Annotated in this window: 16 protein-coding genes and 1 pseudogene; 5 read left to right on the top strand and 12 right to left on the bottom strand. The window is 59.5% G+C overall.

The features are described from left to right. The gene (locus V1292_RS22170; protein ID WP_334374789.1) at positions 1-123 is read right to left on the bottom strand and encodes a hypothetical protein; all 123 of its coding nucleotides are present in this window, start codon (positions 121-123) and stop codon (positions 1-3) included. 686 nt (positions 124-809) lie between these two features. On the opposite strand from V1292_RS22170, the gene V1292_RS22165 reads away from it, so the two are divergent. The 4 genes from V1292_RS22165 (at position 810) to V1292_RS22150 (ending at position 5,695) form a co-directional block, all read left to right on the top strand. After that, positions 810-1,160: a hypothetical protein gene (locus V1292_RS22165; protein WP_334374788.1), complete on the top strand. Its 351-nt coding sequence runs from the start codon at positions 810-812 to the stop codon at positions 1,158-1,160. A 492-nt stretch (positions 1,161-1,652) separates the two neighbouring features. Next, positions 1,653-1,838 (top strand): hypothetical protein, encoded by a 186-nt coding sequence (locus V1292_RS22160; protein WP_334374787.1) that lies wholly within the window; start codon positions 1,653-1,655, stop codon positions 1,836-1,838. Positions 1,839-1,989: 151 nt separating this feature from the next. After that, the gene (locus V1292_RS22155; RefSeq protein ID WP_334374786.1) at positions 1,990-3,240 is read left to right on the top strand and encodes an HlyD family efflux transporter periplasmic adaptor subunit; all 1,251 of its coding nucleotides are present in this window, start codon (positions 1,990-1,992) and stop codon (positions 3,238-3,240) included. A 4-nt stretch (positions 3,241-3,244) separates the two neighbouring features. Beyond that, on the top strand, positions 3,245-5,695 hold the full coding sequence (locus V1292_RS22150; RefSeq protein WP_334374785.1) for a peptidase domain-containing ABC transporter: 2,451 nt from the start codon (positions 3,245-3,247) through the stop codon (positions 5,693-5,695). Between the two features lie 423 nt (positions 5,696-6,118). On the opposite strand, the gene V1292_RS22145 is transcribed toward V1292_RS22150, so the two are convergent. Together V1292_RS22145 and V1292_RS22140 are read right to left on the bottom strand one after the other, a co-directional pair. Continuing rightward, positions 6,119-6,457, bottom strand: a complete 339-nt coding sequence (locus V1292_RS22145) for a hypothetical protein (RefSeq protein ID WP_334374783.1) — start codon at positions 6,455-6,457, stop codon at positions 6,119-6,121. Positions 6,458-6,691: 234 nt separating this feature from the next. Then, positions 6,692-6,943, bottom strand: a complete 252-nt coding sequence (locus tag V1292_RS22140; RefSeq protein WP_334374782.1) for a hypothetical protein — start codon at positions 6,941-6,943, stop codon at positions 6,692-6,694. 15 nt (positions 6,944-6,958) lie between these two features. On the opposite strand from V1292_RS22140, the pseudogene V1292_RS22135 reads away from it, so the two are divergent. Beyond that, a pseudogene (locus V1292_RS22135) lies at positions 6,959-7,381 on the top strand (SDR family NAD(P)-dependent oxidoreductase); the annotation flags it as partial. Between the two features lie 230 nt (positions 7,382-7,611). Here V1292_RS22135 and V1292_RS22130 read toward each other — a convergent pair. The 9 genes from V1292_RS22130 to V1292_RS22095 are packed head-to-tail and all read right to left on the bottom strand — an operon-like array spanning position 7,612 to position 15,770. Next, a complete protein-coding gene (locus V1292_RS22130; protein WP_334374781.1) occupies positions 7,612-8,808 on the bottom strand; it encodes a TrbI/VirB10 family protein in 1,197 nt (398 codons plus the stop codon). Then, positions 8,805-9,740 carry a P-type conjugative transfer protein TrbG gene (trbG, locus tag V1292_RS22125; RefSeq protein ID WP_334374780.1) on the bottom strand — a complete coding sequence of 312 codons (936 nt, stop codon included), beginning with the start codon at positions 9,738-9,740 and terminating at the stop codon, positions 8,805-8,807. Before trbG ends, V1292_RS22130 begins: the two co-directional genes overlap by 4 nt. A 44-nt stretch (positions 9,741-9,784) precedes the next feature. Further along, complete coding sequence (gene trbF / locus V1292_RS22120) at positions 9,785-10,468, bottom strand: conjugal transfer protein TrbF (protein ID WP_334374779.1); 684 nt, start codon at positions 10,466-10,468, stop codon at positions 9,785-9,787. Next, entirely contained in the window at positions 10,468-11,646 is a 1,179-nt protein-coding gene (gene trbL / locus V1292_RS22115) for a P-type conjugative transfer protein TrbL (RefSeq protein ID WP_334377126.1), read from the bottom strand. The genes trbF and trbL overlap by 1 nt, the downstream gene beginning before the upstream one ends. A 4-nt stretch (positions 11,647-11,650) precedes the next feature. Then, on the bottom strand, positions 11,651-12,037 hold the full coding sequence (gene trbK-alt / locus V1292_RS33915; RefSeq protein ID WP_442895549.1) for a putative entry exclusion protein TrbK-alt: 387 nt from the start codon (positions 12,035-12,037) through the stop codon (positions 11,651-11,653). Then, on the bottom strand, positions 12,034-12,771 hold the full coding sequence (gene trbJ / locus V1292_RS22110; RefSeq protein WP_334374778.1) for a P-type conjugative transfer protein TrbJ: 738 nt from the start codon (positions 12,769-12,771) through the stop codon (positions 12,034-12,036). The genes trbK-alt and trbJ overlap by 4 nt, the downstream gene beginning before the upstream one ends. Next, positions 12,768-15,209, bottom strand: a complete 2,442-nt coding sequence (gene trbE / locus V1292_RS22105) for a conjugal transfer protein TrbE (RefSeq protein ID WP_334374777.1) — start codon at positions 15,207-15,209, stop codon at positions 12,768-12,770. Before trbE ends, trbJ begins: the two co-directional genes overlap by 4 nt. A 7-nt stretch (positions 15,210-15,216) precedes the next feature. Further along, positions 15,217-15,480, bottom strand: coding sequence for a VirB3 family type IV secretion system protein (locus V1292_RS22100; RefSeq protein ID WP_334374776.1), 264 nt, complete (start codon positions 15,478-15,480; stop codon positions 15,217-15,219). Further along, on the bottom strand, positions 15,480-15,770 hold the full coding sequence (locus V1292_RS22095; protein WP_334377125.1) for a TrbC/VirB2 family protein: 291 nt from the start codon (positions 15,768-15,770) through the stop codon (positions 15,480-15,482). The genes V1292_RS22100 and V1292_RS22095 overlap by 1 nt, the downstream gene beginning before the upstream one ends. Between the last annotated feature and the right edge of the window lie 19 nt (positions 15,771-15,789).

Here is a 15,789-nt window from a genome sequence, read left to right as displayed (position 1 = left end):
TTACATTTCCTGAACACTGGTGGCTTGCATTTCCAGAAAACTGGTGGCTTGCATTTCCTGATGCGAAATGAGCCGTTGGGGGAAATCAACTTTGATGCTGAAAATTGTTTCAATCTGCGCCATCACAAAATCGTGACGTTTTCGTCAGGGCGCAGCCAGCGCTTAACACTTCATGCTCGCTTGCCACGCGAGTGATGCTCGCTTGCCACGCGAGCCGCGGTGACTGCCCAATCGAGGCACGCGATGAACATGATTTTGATTTTGCATTTTGATTTTGCCCCGGCGAGCAACACTTCATGCTCGCTTGCCACGCGAGTGATGCTCACTTGCCACCCGAGCCGCGGAGACCTGCTCAATCGCGGCACGCGATGGACATGATTGCATTTTGCCGCAGCGAGGGTTCCAGCCTCACAGCACCGATCGACGGGCTCGTCGACGGATTTCAGAACGTGAAATTTGAGAGCCGTCATGGCGCATGAAGGCCCAATATTCTCTTAGTTCGGAGTGCGCGACAAGGAACTGTATGTCGCTCGGAACCTCGAGGGGCTTGGCCATGCCATCTCGCTTGATCGAGGACGAGTGGCGTGAGCGCCCGCAGTGATCTTGATTGCGATCTCTTCGAGGTCATACGGCATCAATAACGACAAGCGTTATTCCTTATCGGCAAAATTCGAGCGACGTTGCATCCAGATCGGCGGCTTCCGACTAGAGGTGGATGGCAGTTGTTACTACGGCGCCGTCAACACCCGAGGAATGTAACATGCACAACCCGTTGACAGCGACCTTATCCTGTTTGAGGGCATGAGCACATGGACCTGCACGATGATATCATCGAAGAACTGAGCCGCGAGGGTACGATCATCATCGGCGGAGAGGAAGCGGGCGCCGTCTACTACTGGCTCACGATAGTACCGGTGACAGGACCTGTCGTCGCAGAAGGCTTCATCACTGGGCCCGAGGAGTTCATGAGGATGGTCATGAACGCGACCGGTCCGAAGTTGTTGCTGCAGGATGGTTATGTCGTAACGCTCCAATGCGAAGGCGGCGCTACGGGCGTTCGATGGGTGAAAGCTCTAGCGGACTGTGGTCCAACAGAACAATGCACGGATCGGAGCGATGCCCTCCGAGTCCTGAATTGGGTGTTAGAGGGCCACGCTTAGGTCCGCTCCGACACCGAACGGAATTGGTGGATCGAATCGTCACCATCGAAAACGCTGACATTCCGGTGAACAGTGTTTTCGCATTATTCAAGGGCGGGTAGGACTCCAAGCCATCGCTGGCCCCTCATCAAAATGATTTAGATACGCCTCATTAACCCAGCCCGGACTTGTAGCTGGTCACTCGGCCATGGCAGCACCGATCGCCGATCCGGTCGGCGGATTAAACGCGAATTGAGGGCGCCCGTTGTCCCCCATGACGGCCATTGCTTTTCTCTGCTGGAGTGCGCGCTTGATCGAACAGGAGTGGCGTGAGCGCTCGTAACGAGCTTGATTGCGATCTCTTCGACGTCAAGCGGTATCAATGAACGGCAAGGATTATGCCGGGAAAAGTTTACGCGGCGTTGCATCCAGATTGGCGGCTTCCGACTAGAGGATAGTGGTAGCCGTTAGTACGGCGCCATCAACATCCAAGAGAGTACAAAGGAGAGTAACATGCATGAAGTTACCCACCCTGTTGAACTGCGCGACCACGAACTCGACCTCGTAGCCGCTGGCGGCGACAAGCGCGGCCACGACAAGTGTTGCGGTGGCGACAACAACACACAATTCGGCTTGGTCAACATCAACGACACAAACATCGGAGTCAACGTCCTCGGGATCCAGGTGCAATCTACGTAAAGGCGAGATGCGCGGGCGAACCGCTTCTCCATAGCGGGGGAGCGGTTCTCCACCGCATTAGGCGATACCCGTCCGCACCCGTGGCGCGGCGTAGAGAATACTACGCGCAGCCTCAAATCGACGAATGAACGCGTAGCAACGAGGTGCGTCCATGGCGACACGGCCAGCTCTATTTCGCCAGGAAGCAATCGACTTTCTGCATCAACGCCACAGCTGGGGCGAGGTCGTATCGCTGCAGCCGATATCGAGCACGATCCTCGGCTGGACTCTTGCGGGTCTTGTTGCATTCATTTTGGTTTTTATCTCCATCGCTCAATACGCGCGCAAGGAAACCGTCACCGGCTATCTAACGCCGACCTTCGGAACGGCTAAAATTTTCGTGCCACAACAGGGTTTCATCAAAGAGCTCCACGTCAAGGAGGGTCAGGAGGTTGCCGAGGGCGACCCGCTCCTGACCGTAGTCACTTCCCAAATCAGCGCCAACGGCGATGACGTCAATGCCACCGTTCTTGCAGCGCTGGCGCGGCAACGCGATGTGGTCGAGCGACAGATCGCTGCGGAAGAGCGCCGGACGGCCTCGGAACACGAGCGCCTCGCTTCCACGACCAAAGGGATCGAGGGGGAGATTGCCCAACTCGAGGACCAGCGCAACATCCAGAACGAACGGCTGAAGCTTTCCGAGAGTTTTGTATCGACGGGCGCTACGCTAATCGCGAAGGGAGCATTGCCGGCCATCGAGCTGAAGCGCCGCGAGCAGGCCGCGCTTGAGCAAGCGCAGCACTTGGCGTCGCTCGATCAGCAGATCACCGTACGACGCACCCAATTGGCTGATGCCCAGCATACGCTCGAGCAACTTCCGATCGTCGCCGCAGAGAGGGTTCGCGTACTGCGCGGCGATCTCTCCTGGATCGAACAGCGCGTCGCCGAGGTGGACGGACGGCGGGCCTACGTTATCAAGGCGCCGACGAGTGGGCGCGTGTCCGCGCTGCATGCAAGTATCGGCAAGGTCGCTGATCCAAAGCATATGCAGCTCGAAATCATCCCGCTTGATTCGACCTTGCAGGCGGAGCTGTTCTTTCCGACGCGCGCGTTCGGATTCGTGCGCCCCGGCCAGCAGGTCAGGATACTTTACGATGCATTTCCCTATCAGAAATTCGGCACCTACCGCGGCAGCGTAACAAAAGTCTCTCAAACGATCCTGACCGGCAATGATGCTACCGGGCCGATCACCCTCCAAGAGCCGGCGTACCGCGTGACTGTGGCTCCCGAGCGGCCCGACATCGATGCCTATGGCCTCAAGACGCCGCTTCAGCCAGGCATGCTGCTCAAGGCCGACGTGATTCTTGAGCAGCGCTCGCTGATGAGGTGGCTGCTTGATCCGGTGTTTAGCGCAAGGATGTAGCCGTATGCAGGCGCTATTGAACTTCAGCGGACGCGGGTTCCTCCCGGTCATCAGGCAGACAGAGGCAGCGGAATGCGGGCTGGCATGCCTTGCCATGGTAGCGTCCTATCATGGCCATCGAACCGACATGAATAGCCTGCGGCGGCGGTACGCAATCTCGCTGAAGGGTGTCACTCTCCGCGACCTCATGGAGATAGCGGCTCACCTGGGCCTGGCATGCCGGCCGCTGCGAATCGAGGTTGACCATCTGTGCCAACTGCGTCTTCCGGCTATCCTGCACTGGGACATGGATCATTTCGTTGTCCTGAAGGCGTGCAAGAAGAACGGGATCGTAGTTCACGATCCGGCCGCCGGCGAGAAATGGTTTCCCATCACCGAAGCATCGAGACATCTCACCGGAGTCGTGCTTGAACTCTCACCCACTGAAGAGTTCTGCTGCACAGATCAGAGAGTGCGATTACCGTTCTCAGCATTCTGGAGCGGAATGAGGGGAAACTCTCATGTCTTGACGCAAATATTGGTTCTCTCGGTGGTCATCGAGATCCTTATCCTCGCCGCTCCTTTCTACATGCAGCTCACGGTTGACGAGGTCATCGCCAGAGGCGACGTCGATCTTCTGCTCGTACTCGGGCTTGGATTCGCGCTACTCGTCCTGATCAAAGTCGCGTCGACCGCGACCCGCTCGTTCATTGTTCTTATTCTGCAGAACACGCTGAGCTTTCAGATCGGCGCCCGGCTGTTTCATCATCTGGTGCGTTTGCCACTCTCCTTTTTCGAAAAGCGGCACATCGGCGACATCCTGTCGCGCTTCGGCTCGATCGAGCCTATCCGCAACATGCTCGCGGAGGGACTGATCACGGGCTTGATCGACGGTCTCATGTCGGTGTTGATGCTGGCGTTGATGTTCGCATACAGCGTCCAACTCGGATTTGTCGTCCTGTTGGCGTCCGCGCTGTACGCCGCTTTGCGACTAGCTCTCTTCAGGATGTTCCGACAACGGAGCGAAGCGGCCATTCACAGCAAGGCACAGGAAAACTCCACCTTCATCGAAACCGTGCGGGCGGTGCAGAGCCTGAAGCTGCTCAACCGAGAGAACGAGCGGGAGAGCCAGTGGCTGAACCGCTATGCTGAATACGTAAATGCCAACGTGCGGCTAGGCCGGGCGAGAATCAGCTTCAAAGCGATCAACGACACGATATTCGGCCTGGAGAACGTAATCACAATCTACCTCGCCGCTCGCCTCGCACTAGACAACCTAATCTCGGTTGGCATGATATTCGCGTTCGTCAGCTACAAGCTGCAGTTCGCCGAACGGACAGCGCTGCTGATTGAGAAGCTGGTGGAGCTGCGCATTATTGGACTGCACCTAGAACGCCTCGCCGATATTGCGCTCACCCCACTCGAGCGGGGGCACGACCAGGATCTGTCGTATATGCGACCGATGCGCGGCGCGATCGAACTGCGCAACGTGTGCTTCCGCTATGCAGAAGGAGAGCCTCTGATTCTTAACAACGTCAATCTGTGCGTTGCTCCGGGACAATTCGTGACGATCATGGGACCTTCCGGCTGCGGCAAGACAACTCTAGTCAAGATTATGCTTGGGCTACTCGAGCCAACGGGCGGGGAGGTCCTGATCGACGGCTTTCCGCTAGGCCAGATCGGACCACGCGTTTATCGCGAACAAATCGGCGCGGTGATGCAGGAGGATCAATTGCTGTCAGGATCTATCGCCGACAACATCTGCTTTTTTGAGACAACATTCGATCAGAAACGGATGATCGAGTGTGCGCAGATTGCCGGCATTCACGATGATATCATGGCAATGCCGATGAGCTACAACAGCCTCATCGGTGACATGGGAAGCTCATTATCCAGCGGGCAGAAACAGCGAGTACTGCTTGCGCGCGCGCTCTATCGTCGACCAAAGATCCTGTTTCTGGACGAGGGCACGGCACATCTGGACACCGACAAGGAAAAAGAAATCAATGCCAATCTCCGGCATCTAGATATGACGCGCGTGAGTATAGCACACCGACCCGAAATCACCCACGGAGCGGATATGATCATCCATCTTGCCACGGCGGCCCGGCCGCTGCAGGTCGGAGTTACAGGCGGCGGGCCAGCAGCGGCGCCTGCGCGCGATGCTGGTCTCACCGGGTTTGCCGCCGAAGGTGCGCAATCGACCAAGGTCGCGCAGGGCCACGACGACTGCTCCGACGACGGCCGCAAGGGCGACTATTCGAAGCATGCCGGGAAGGTCGACCGCTCGAAAGACGGCAAGGGCGAGTACTCCAAGCAAGATGGTGGCTGGAAGGACGCCAAGAACGACGACTGTCAGCCGCAGAAGGACAATTGCGACCCCAAGCCGTCCGACGACGGCGGCAAGGGCGACACCTATCGTAACCCAGGTGAAGCGCTGGCCAAGTTCGACTTCTCACATGGTGAATTCGGGTGACATGCAGGGCTCGGCACGTCGAGATAAGGGCCCTTCGCAGTAACCTCCTGCGTGTCGCACCGGCAGTTTGATGCATGACTATCAGCTGCCGTATCGATCCCAGCCAGAGGAGCGGGCCTTCCGTTCTTTGGTCTTGGGCGAGACACCGCTCTATCGCGCCGTCAAACATGATTGCGACGCCTGCGAGCTTAAGGCACGTTGCTGTCCGAAGATGCCCGCCCGCAAGGTCCCACGTTCAATCCGAAGTGGCCACGAGGCGACATGCGAGGCTCGAAGTTCACCTCAGACGACTTGGAGCAATGCAAGCCGCCCTGTCGAAGTACCTATGGGCATGCCCCGCCGCGGACGCCTTGGCTGCGCATTTCTCGATATGAGCAAAATATGGTTTGGCTGCACGGTTCTGGCCTGCTCCGGATTTACGAATTAAGCCAAGTGAAGCCGCTGAATTGCACCGGTGTGGCTTGCAACAAAGTCCTCGACGTGTTCGGGTACTGGTACGCCATCGATATCGCAGCGGGTTTGAATTTCTTCGGCTACTTGGTTGGAAACATCCTCGATCCAGTGCTCAAGTGTGTTGAAGGCCATTACGCGAACCGGAGCTTTGAGTTGGCCGGTTAGGAGATCGGAGATGATCGTTTCGACGTCGTCCCGCTCAATCCCCTTTTCGGGGCAATCACTGTGTGACGGTCCGGAACTATCGAACACAAGGTAGACGGTCTCATCAGCGCCGTAAGGCACTACCGTCGGCGACCAATTTGTCATATGCACCTCCCCGTTGCTCTCCTTCGATGCAGCTTACTGTAACGTCTGCCACGCTACTTCTAGTCGGAAGCCGACAATCTGGATGCACTGCCGCGCAAATTTTGTCCGGCATTTGATGGCCGCCTTTCGTCGCCATTCAGCCGGGGCATGATTGCCGAGTCGCACGCCCGTCGCCATGCTTATGAACCCGAGGTTCGGCTCCAGGCACGCCCTGGATCCTTTCTCTGCATCGGCCTATCCGTAACGGAAAAAGATCAACAGCTTCGGTAAGAGCGCACCCTCGCCGTTCGCGGCTGACCTAGTCCGGCCCGGTAAGGGACGGAGGCGCGGAAGCGCATCCAGATAATCGTCGCCGTCCAGCGCGAGCACATCGAACGCGCGGAGCTGTACCTTTTCATTGTGCTTGCCGGAATGCAGCGCGTTGAAGTCGGAGACGCCGTCGACGCCGATGACCTTCGGCCGCCGCTCGTTGGCGCATCGGTCCACACGCCCGCATAGCTCGGAACCCTCGCGCGCGACAAGGAGTACGAGATCGAGACCTTCATGAAAGTTCTCGATGTCAATCTCACTGGCACGTTCCGGACATGCATGGCCTTCCAGCCGCGGCTGGCCGACAGCAGAGGCTCGGTCGTCAACATCGCCTCGATGAATGCGACGCTGGCGCTACTGCGGATTCCCGCCTGTTGCGCCAGTAAGGGCGGCGTCGTGATGCTGACCAAGGCGCTAGCTCTGGCCTGGGCCGAGCAAGGCATCCGCGTCAATGCGGTGGCGCCCGGTTATATCGAAACCGCGATCAACGCCGCGGGCCGGACTGATCGCGCGCACTACCAGCGCATCGCCGACCGCACTGCCTTCAAACGGTGGGGACAGCCGGAAGATATTGCCGGCGCCGTCGCGTTCCTCTGCATGCCGGCTTCGCACTAAGCGACCGGCACGGTTTTTGCTGGCGGTTTCCTTGCGGGATGATTGACTCGGAGCGTCCGACCAAATGCGGCTCCGCATTCACCTAACTCTGCCAATAGGTCCCAATTTGCCGAATGTAGATTTTTCTTGATCTCCCAGTGCACACGTCGTGCACACGCCGCCCTCTAACTCTATGAAAAAATTGAACTCTCGCTCCAATCCATCACTGGACAGACTCACCCGACAGTTCATTATCCCCTGTATGGTTCAAGCACGAGGTCGCGATTGACAATGACCCGCACCGGAAATCCTGGCCTTATCGTCAGAGTCGGCTGGATATTGAGATTGCGTCGAACAATCTGTTGACCAGTTTGGTTCAACGAATCCCCTACTCCACGTCGAAGTGCGTGGATGATGGCGCTATTTCCGGTGCCGGTGTCGTCGCCGGATCCGAGCTCGGTTCCGACACCAAGCAATGTCGACAGCAGCGTTGCCTTGAATAGCTCACCCCAGTGCCGATCAACCTCGTCTTCAAGACCAGCATATCCCCCGGCATCGGCGCCTTGCTGACGCTCGAGAACCATCGATCGGCCATTCGGCATAATCAACCGAGTCCACACAAGGAGTACCCGAGACTGCCCATGAGTAACGTGGCTGTCGTAGACGCCGATGAGCCGCGATCCCTGAGGCACCAGCAGCGAGCGGCCCGTCGGCGTATCATATAAATTTTCTGTTACCTGCGCGGTGATCTGCCCCGGCTGATCGGAACGGATGCCCGTGATGAGAGCTGCCGGAATCACAGAACCGGCTTGCAGGACATAAGACGAGGCTGGCTTGGTCACCCGATCAGGGCTCGTAGTACGGCGATCGATGGAGCTGTTGACGAAGGCGAGCTTGCGGTCCTGTCCATTCTGAGCAAATGCCTCATCTGACGATGAGGCAGCATTTGGGGTGGTCTCGGATGAAGTGGCCGCCGCGGATGGGCGAACATTGATTGACACGAAGACTTTGCTGGTGCGCGCGGCCTCGCCTTCCTGACTCATCCTCTGCTGCTCGGGGTCTACCGCAAGGGATCCAGACTGGGTTTGGGCCGCAACGATGGGACGACCGAGATCGCCCGGCAATGGCGGCCCAAGCCGCGGCACGTCGCGCGGAATACCCGTATAGTCGCGCGGCAGCCCGGCAAGGCCATCGGCTACATTGTGATGATCGGTACTGTAGAGTTCGTCGGATGCCTGCCCGCGAGTGCGATGGTTCTGTAAGGCCCAGAGGACTGCTCCGGAAACGAGGACGAGCGCCAATGCCGTACCGCCAGCCAAGACCTTGCGCGAAAGACGTGTAACACGTGGAAGTTCTGGGCGGAGCCGCAAAGAACGAGCAATCTCCTCAGATGTTTTCGGCCCGGTGCAATCTGGGCGGCCGCTATGGTTCGCTCCGGTACCGGTCATGAAGACCTCCCCTCGCTTCTGACGATCCGGACTTTTTGCTGGGTATCGCTACCGAGCCGCAGTTCGGCCGCGGCAAACAGCCGATCGACGATCAGCACATTGCGATAGGTTCGGTAGTTGATGATCTCCGGCTTGCCGTCTGGACCAATGACGAACAGCGGCGGCATCTCGCCTTGAACAATGCCAGGGGAGAATTCAACATAGACCTTGCGGCCATCGTCATACGCACCCACCGGGCGCCAAGGCGGATTGTCGCCCTCAATGGTGTAACGATAGCGTCGCCGAGAAAGCTCGGGGAGAACTGGTATTGGCGGAACAGCCCGAGCACGCCCCGTCCGATCCTCGGGATAGAACCAGGCCACCGAGGGCATATAGGGCTTTTCACGCGCACGGAGTTCGATGAGATAGGTACGCCGGTCAGTGTTGACCACGAGATTCGTCTCGATCGAAGGCCGCGTCGGCTTGACCATGATGTGGACGCGCCTGGTGTCGCCACTTCCGCTTTCGGTATCGCCGACGACCCAGCGCACGGTGTCGCCAGCCGAAACCGGCCCTGAACCCGTGAGCTGCTCCCCGGGCTCGAGCGCGATATCAGTGATCTGGCCAGGACTTGCGTAGATTTGGTAGAGAGCACCGGGACTGAACGGAAATATCTGTACAGCATTGAAGTAGCCTTCCTTCCGAGGTTCAACGCGCGCAGCATCGTTCGCGGTCTCGATCCGGGCGATGGGCTCTTTGGCCTCCGTCATCCCCGTCTTACCTCCCTTTGCCGGCGTCCAGGACGGCGGAACGTGCAGCGACCGTGGCCGATCCTCTGCTAGCGATGGCGGCCTGGGAAGTGGCGGGACATCGTCATCGTAACTGATCTGCGGCGGCTTGAAGGTGGCGCAGCCGCTGAGCGAACACATGCATACAAGCATGGCGGCGCGCATCGCCTTACGTACATTTGGTCCAACGATCCCGGAAGTCTGTATACTCACTGCCCAAGCTCCTTCGACCAATTGATGGCGTTGACATAGATACCGAGCGGATTCTTGCGCAGGCTATCGGCAGTGCGCGGGGTTTCGATCACGATGGTGAGGATGGCGGTCCAGCGCTCGGTGGCGACAAGCTGACCGTCCTCGTAGCGGCGCTCGATCCAGGCGACACGAAAACTCTCTGACGAAGCACGGATCACACTGGATATTTCCACTGCAATCTGGAGCTTGCCGAGCTTGGCAAAGGGATCGTTGACGCGGGCGTAGTCATTGAGGGCGGCGGCCCCGCGATCTGTCGTAAAGTCGTAGGCGCGTAGCCAGTCCTGACGCAGCACGATAGCATCGGCGGAAAGCCCGCGCACGTTTTCGATAAAGCGTGCCAAATGAAAGGCAATCTGCGGATCGGCGGGTTGGTAGAAGGGATGGGCCGGGCTCACCGCCTGTGCCTGGCCGAGACGATCGACCTCAACGACCCAGGGCGTGATACTTCCCTTTGTGGATTGCCAGATGAGGCTTGATACGAGTCCTGTGGATAGGATCAGAGATCCGAACGCCATCAACCGCCAGTTTCTCGCCTGCCCGCGCGCCGAGCCGATGCGTTCGTCCCAGACTTGCGCCGCCTTCTGATAGGGCGTTACGGGCGCAGGCGTGCGACCATAATGAACGGACGGTCGTTTGAACATCACGGCTTTCCTTCCGAGAGATCAACGGAGGCGCCTCCTCCACCTTGATTGGCAGAGTGCAGGGCGCTCGTAGCGGCGGACGCTCCATGACTCATAGCCTGCATGCGCTTCATGCGTTTGATCCCGAGGTCAGTGTCTAGAGATGAAGAACTTGCCGCGGCGCGACGAAGTGGACTCGTTGCGGCGGTCGCGCCAGCATCCGCGATACCGGACAAGCTCCCCGTCCGAAATGCTCCGCGCGCGCCAGCCATCAACGCCGCAGGTGCACGAGCCGCACCCGCGAGCGCAGCGGTACCACCTGCAGCGAGACCTGCGCCCGCCATGACGATACCGCCTGCAGCCAACCCCGTACCAACAGCCGCACCAGCGCCAAGCTGCGGACCACCAGAGACAATGCCATTCGCGATGCCGGGTCCAAAGATCCCCAGGCCCAGCAGCGCCAATGCCGCGAGCACCAGGGCCATCGCATCTTCGATGCCGATCGACCCACCGCTCGCGCTTGCGGTGAACTGCGAAAACAGCGTCGACCCGATGCCGACGATGACGGCGAGCACCATGACCTTGACGCCCGATGAGATGACGTTGCCCAGCACGCGTTCGGCGGCAAACGCTGTCTTGCCGAACAGCCCGAAGGGGATCAGGACGAAGCCGGCGAGTGTCGTCAGCTTGAATTCGATCAGAGTGATGAAGAGCTGGATTGCCAGGATGAAGAAGGCGAGCAGCACGATGACCCATGCGAGCAGTAGAACTGCGATCTGGATGAAATTTTCAAAGAAGCTGACATAGCCCATCAAGCCCGAGATCGATTCCAGCATCGGCCGCCCCGCATCGATACCGACCTGCGCGATCCGCCCCGGGCGCAGGAAATCTGCTGACGACAGCGCAGTGCCCGATGCCTTGAGGCCAAGACCGGCAAAGCTCTCGAAAACGATGCGGGCGAGATTGTTCCAGTTGCCGATCAGGTAGGCGAACACGCCGACAAACAGCGTCTTCTTCATGAGGCGGGCGATGATGTCCTCGTCGGTGCCCCAGGCCCAAAATAGAGTGGCCAGCGTGATATCGATGGCGGCGAGCGTGGTCGCGAGAAAGGCGACTTCGTTGCCAAGCAGCCCAAAGCCGGAGTCGATATAGCGTGTGAAGGTTTCCAGAAATCGATCGATGACGCCGGTACCACCCATCTGGTTACTCGCTTTTCGGTGTTGCAACGGGCGTTGTGTCCCAGAAGTCGCGTCTGGGGTCTTTGGACGGCACTGACGAAGGGCCCGTAGTGCTTGACTGAGCATCAATGGATGGAGCGCCTGGCGCCTTCCTTTGTCCGAGGAAGCGACGGCGATTCTCCGCCCAAACTCGACGGCACTCCTGGATATCTGCCACCTGCTCCGAGGTGACCGTCCGGCAACGTTCGAGTTCGGCCGCAACCGGATCGCGTAGTTGGGTTACCGACGTTGCCGCTACGGCACTGTCATCGTCGCCGCGAAGTTGGATTGCGCAGGCCGCGACGACCAAGGCTGAAACGACGGCCGTGGTGGCCGCAAACAGCAACCGCCTGATTCCAATAAGCTCGCTCATTGGTGAAACATCTGCACGCTTGAGGGTTGGTAGCCGCGCCCCGGTGCGAGAAAGCGACGAAGCTGCTCCCTCCCCTGATCCTGCGCCGCGACGCGCTGGGCCGTCTCGAGGTTTTGTGCCCGTCCTTGTGCAGCAACCGCAGCGGTCAGATCGGCGAGCTGCTGCGCCTGCAAACCAAGGAGCTGATTGCCGGCCTGACTGGCCTGCAGCGCCCCGGTTGCGCCCTGACTTGAACTGATCAGGACCGACATCTGCGTGCGGTTGGCATCAAGGTTGCCGACCACGGTCGCCTGAACGCGCAACGCATCCTGCAATCCCGCCACGGAATTCTGCCAGCGTGTTTGTGCATTCGCGATCAGCGCCTGATCTGGTCCACTCGTCGAAGCCGGCGCATAGGTCGTCGAAAAGGCCTGATCGATCTGCTTGATGTCGTACGCAATGCGCTGCGCCTGCGCGAGTAGCTGTTGGGTTAGCTGCATCGAATGCTCAAGCTGTTGCAGCGAGGAATACGGAAGGCTGGCAAGATTCCTGGCCTGGTTGATCAGCATCTGGTTCTGATTCTGCAGCGAGGTGATCTGGTTGTTGATCTGCTGCAGCTCTCGCGCGGCCGTAAGCACGTTTTGCGCGTAATTGTTGGGATCGAACACGATCAGTTGGGCCGAGGTGGGCGAAACCGCGCCTACGATTGCAATGGCGATGGCGCTCGCCGCGGCGAGGTACCGGAGATGCTTCATGACAAACCTTCCCGCACTCTGAGACCGGGAATGAGATCGGCAGCCCAAGCCAGGCCCCGCGCAGCGAGCCAGCCCGTGACAAAGCCCTCGCGGCCGTGTTCGGCGAGAACGCGCTCAATCATTGCCTGATCGGCCTTCGACGAAGCCGCTGTGAAGGCGAGCGCGAATTCGTCAAGACCAAGCTCGAACAGGCGATTGCCGCGCCGGGATTGGCAATAGTAATCGCGCTTGGGCGTGGCGCGCGCGAGGATCTCGATCTGCCGGTCGTTGAGACCGAAGCGCCGATAAATAGCCGTGATCAGCGGCTCGATCGCTCGCTCGTTCGGCAGAAACAATCGCGTCGGACAGCTCTCGATGATGGCAGACGCAATCGCGGAGCCGTCGATATCTGAGAGTGACTGGGTGGCGAAGATGACGGAGGCATTCTTCTTCCGCAGCGTCTTCAGCCATTCGCGGATCTGGCCGGCAAACCCTTCGTCGTCGAGCGCGAGCCAACCTTCATCGATAATGAGTAGCGTCGGCCTTCCGTCGAGCTGCCCTTCGATACGGTGGAAGAGATAGGCGAGCACGACCGCTGCGGCACCGGTTCCGATCAACCCCTCAGTTTCGAACACCTGGACTGAAGTTACTCCAAGCCGTTCAGTCTCGGCATCAAGCAAGCGCCCAAAGGGGCCACCGAGGCAATACGGCTGAAGGGCTCTCTTTAGGCTCTGGGATTGCAGCAGCACGGAAAGACCGGTCAGCGTGCGTTCGCCGAGAGGAGCCGAAGCCAACGAAGACAGCGCCGACCAAAGATGGTCCTTGGCTTCAGGCGTCATGTCGATCTTTTCGCGGGCGAGAATGGCTGCGATCCATTCCGCCGCCCAGCTACGCTCGGCCGCATCGTCGATCCTGGCTAGGGGCTGCAGGGCGACCGGTTCGGAGGCGCTATCCGACAGCGCACCGCCGAGATCATGCCAATCTCCGTTCACGGCGAGGGCTGCTGCCCGGATCGACCCGCCGAAGTCGAACGCAAAGATCTGGGAAGTGGGATACCGGCGGAACTGCAGCGCCATCAGCGCGAGCAGTACGGATTTGCCTGCACCGGTCGGACCGACCACCAGCGCATGTCCGACGTCGCCGACATGGAGCGAGAAGCGGAACGGCGTTGATCCTTCCGTCCGCGCGAAGAACAGCGGCGGCGCACCGAGATGCGTATCCCTTACCGGCCCGGCCCAAACCGCGGACAGCGGAATCATATGGGCGAGGTTCAGGGTCGAAACCGGCGGCTGGCGGACGTTGGCATAGACGTGGCCCGGCAACGACCCCAGCCAGGCCTCGACCACGTTGACGGTTTCCACCATGCAGGTGAACTCGCGCCCCTGAATCACCTTTTCGACCAGGCGCAGCCGTTCATCCGCGATGCGCGGATTTTCGTCCCAAACCGTGATCGTGGCGGTGACGAAGGCCTCGCCGATTAGATCGGAGCCGAGCTCCTGCAAGGCGGCGTCGGCATCGATTGCTTTATTGTTGGCGTCGGTGTCGATCAGAGCCGAGGCCTCGTTGGTCATCACCTCCTTCAGAATCGTGGCGACGGATTTCCGCTTGGCGAACCATTGCCGCCTGATTCTGGTCAGGAGTTTCGTTGCGTCTGCTTTGTCGAGCATGATCGCCCGGGTTGCCCATCGATAGGGGAACGCAAGCCGATTGAGATCATCCAAAATCCCGGGCGTGGTCGCGGTCGGAAATCCGACGATCGTGAGCACACGCAGATGCGCCGCCCCCAGCATGGGCTCGAGCCCGCCCGTCAGCGGCTGGTCAGCCAACAGCGCATCGAGATACATTGGAATCTCGGGGACGCGGACGCGATGTATCTTGGTCGAAACGCAGGCATGCAGGTAGGTCAGGGTCTCGCCGTCATCGAGCCACTGGCACTCTGGCATGAACCCTTCGACCAATTGCAGCACGCGGTCGGTTCGGTCGACAAAGCCGCGCAACACTTCGTGGGCGTCGGCCGCCTGCCCGCGCTCCCGCCCTTCATAGAGGAACCTCTCGGTGCGTGCTGCATCCTCCGCCGGCGGCAGATACAGGAAAGTGAGGAAATAGGCTGACTCGTAGTGAGCCCCTTCTTCCTCGAATTGCGCTCGGCGCTCTGCATCCACTAAGGCCGATGCCACATCCGGACAACTGCTCGGCGGATAGGCGTTTGATGAATACCGCTGCGCTTCCACAAACACCGCCCAGCCGGATCCTAGTCGGCGAAGTGCGTTGTTGAGGCGGCTAGCAACCGCAACCAGCTCCGATGGAACGGAGGAATCTAGGTCGGGTCCACGAAAGCGCGCAGTCCTCTGAAACGATCCGTCCTTGTTGAGAACGATGCCTTTGTCGACCAGTGCGGCCCATGGTAGGAAATCCGCAAGGCACACGGCGGAACGGCGGTATTCGGCAAGATTCATCATTGTCTACTCACACATTCAGGTGGGTGGGGATGCGCAGATGCCGCCTTGCGACGTCGACGAACAATGGATCGCGCTTGGCGGCCCAGACGGCGGCGGCATGGCCGATAGCCCAGAGCAAGAGGCCCGCAACCCACAACCGCAGCCCAAGGCCAACCGCCGCGGCAAAGGTGCCGTTGACGATGGCAACCGCCCGCGGGGCCCCGCCCAGCAAAATCGGTTCGGTAAGTGCGCGATGCACGGGGACCGCAAAACCTTCGACGGGCCCGTCCATCAGATGAGCACTCCGCCGCCGAACGAGAAGAACGCCAGAAAGAAGCTCGAGGCCGCAAACGCGATCGACAGACCAAACACGATCTGGATCAGGCGCCGGAAACCACCCGAAGTGTCGCCAAAGGCGAGCGTAAGGCCCGTGACGATGATGATGATCACAGCCAGAATCTTGGCGACCGGTCCTTCCACCGATTGCAGGATCTGGTTGAGCGGCTGCTCCCACGGCATGTTGGAGCCGGCGGCATATGCCGCCGAGGAAATCACTAAGGAACTGCAAGTGCCGGCAGCCATTTCCACCACGCAACGCAAT

This window comes from Bradyrhizobium sp. AZCC 1719 (genome assembly GCF_036924525.1).
Classification (GTDB): Bacteria; Pseudomonadota; Alphaproteobacteria; order Rhizobiales; family Xanthobacteraceae; genus Bradyrhizobium.
This window is presented reverse-complemented; position numbering and strand designations above follow the sequence as displayed.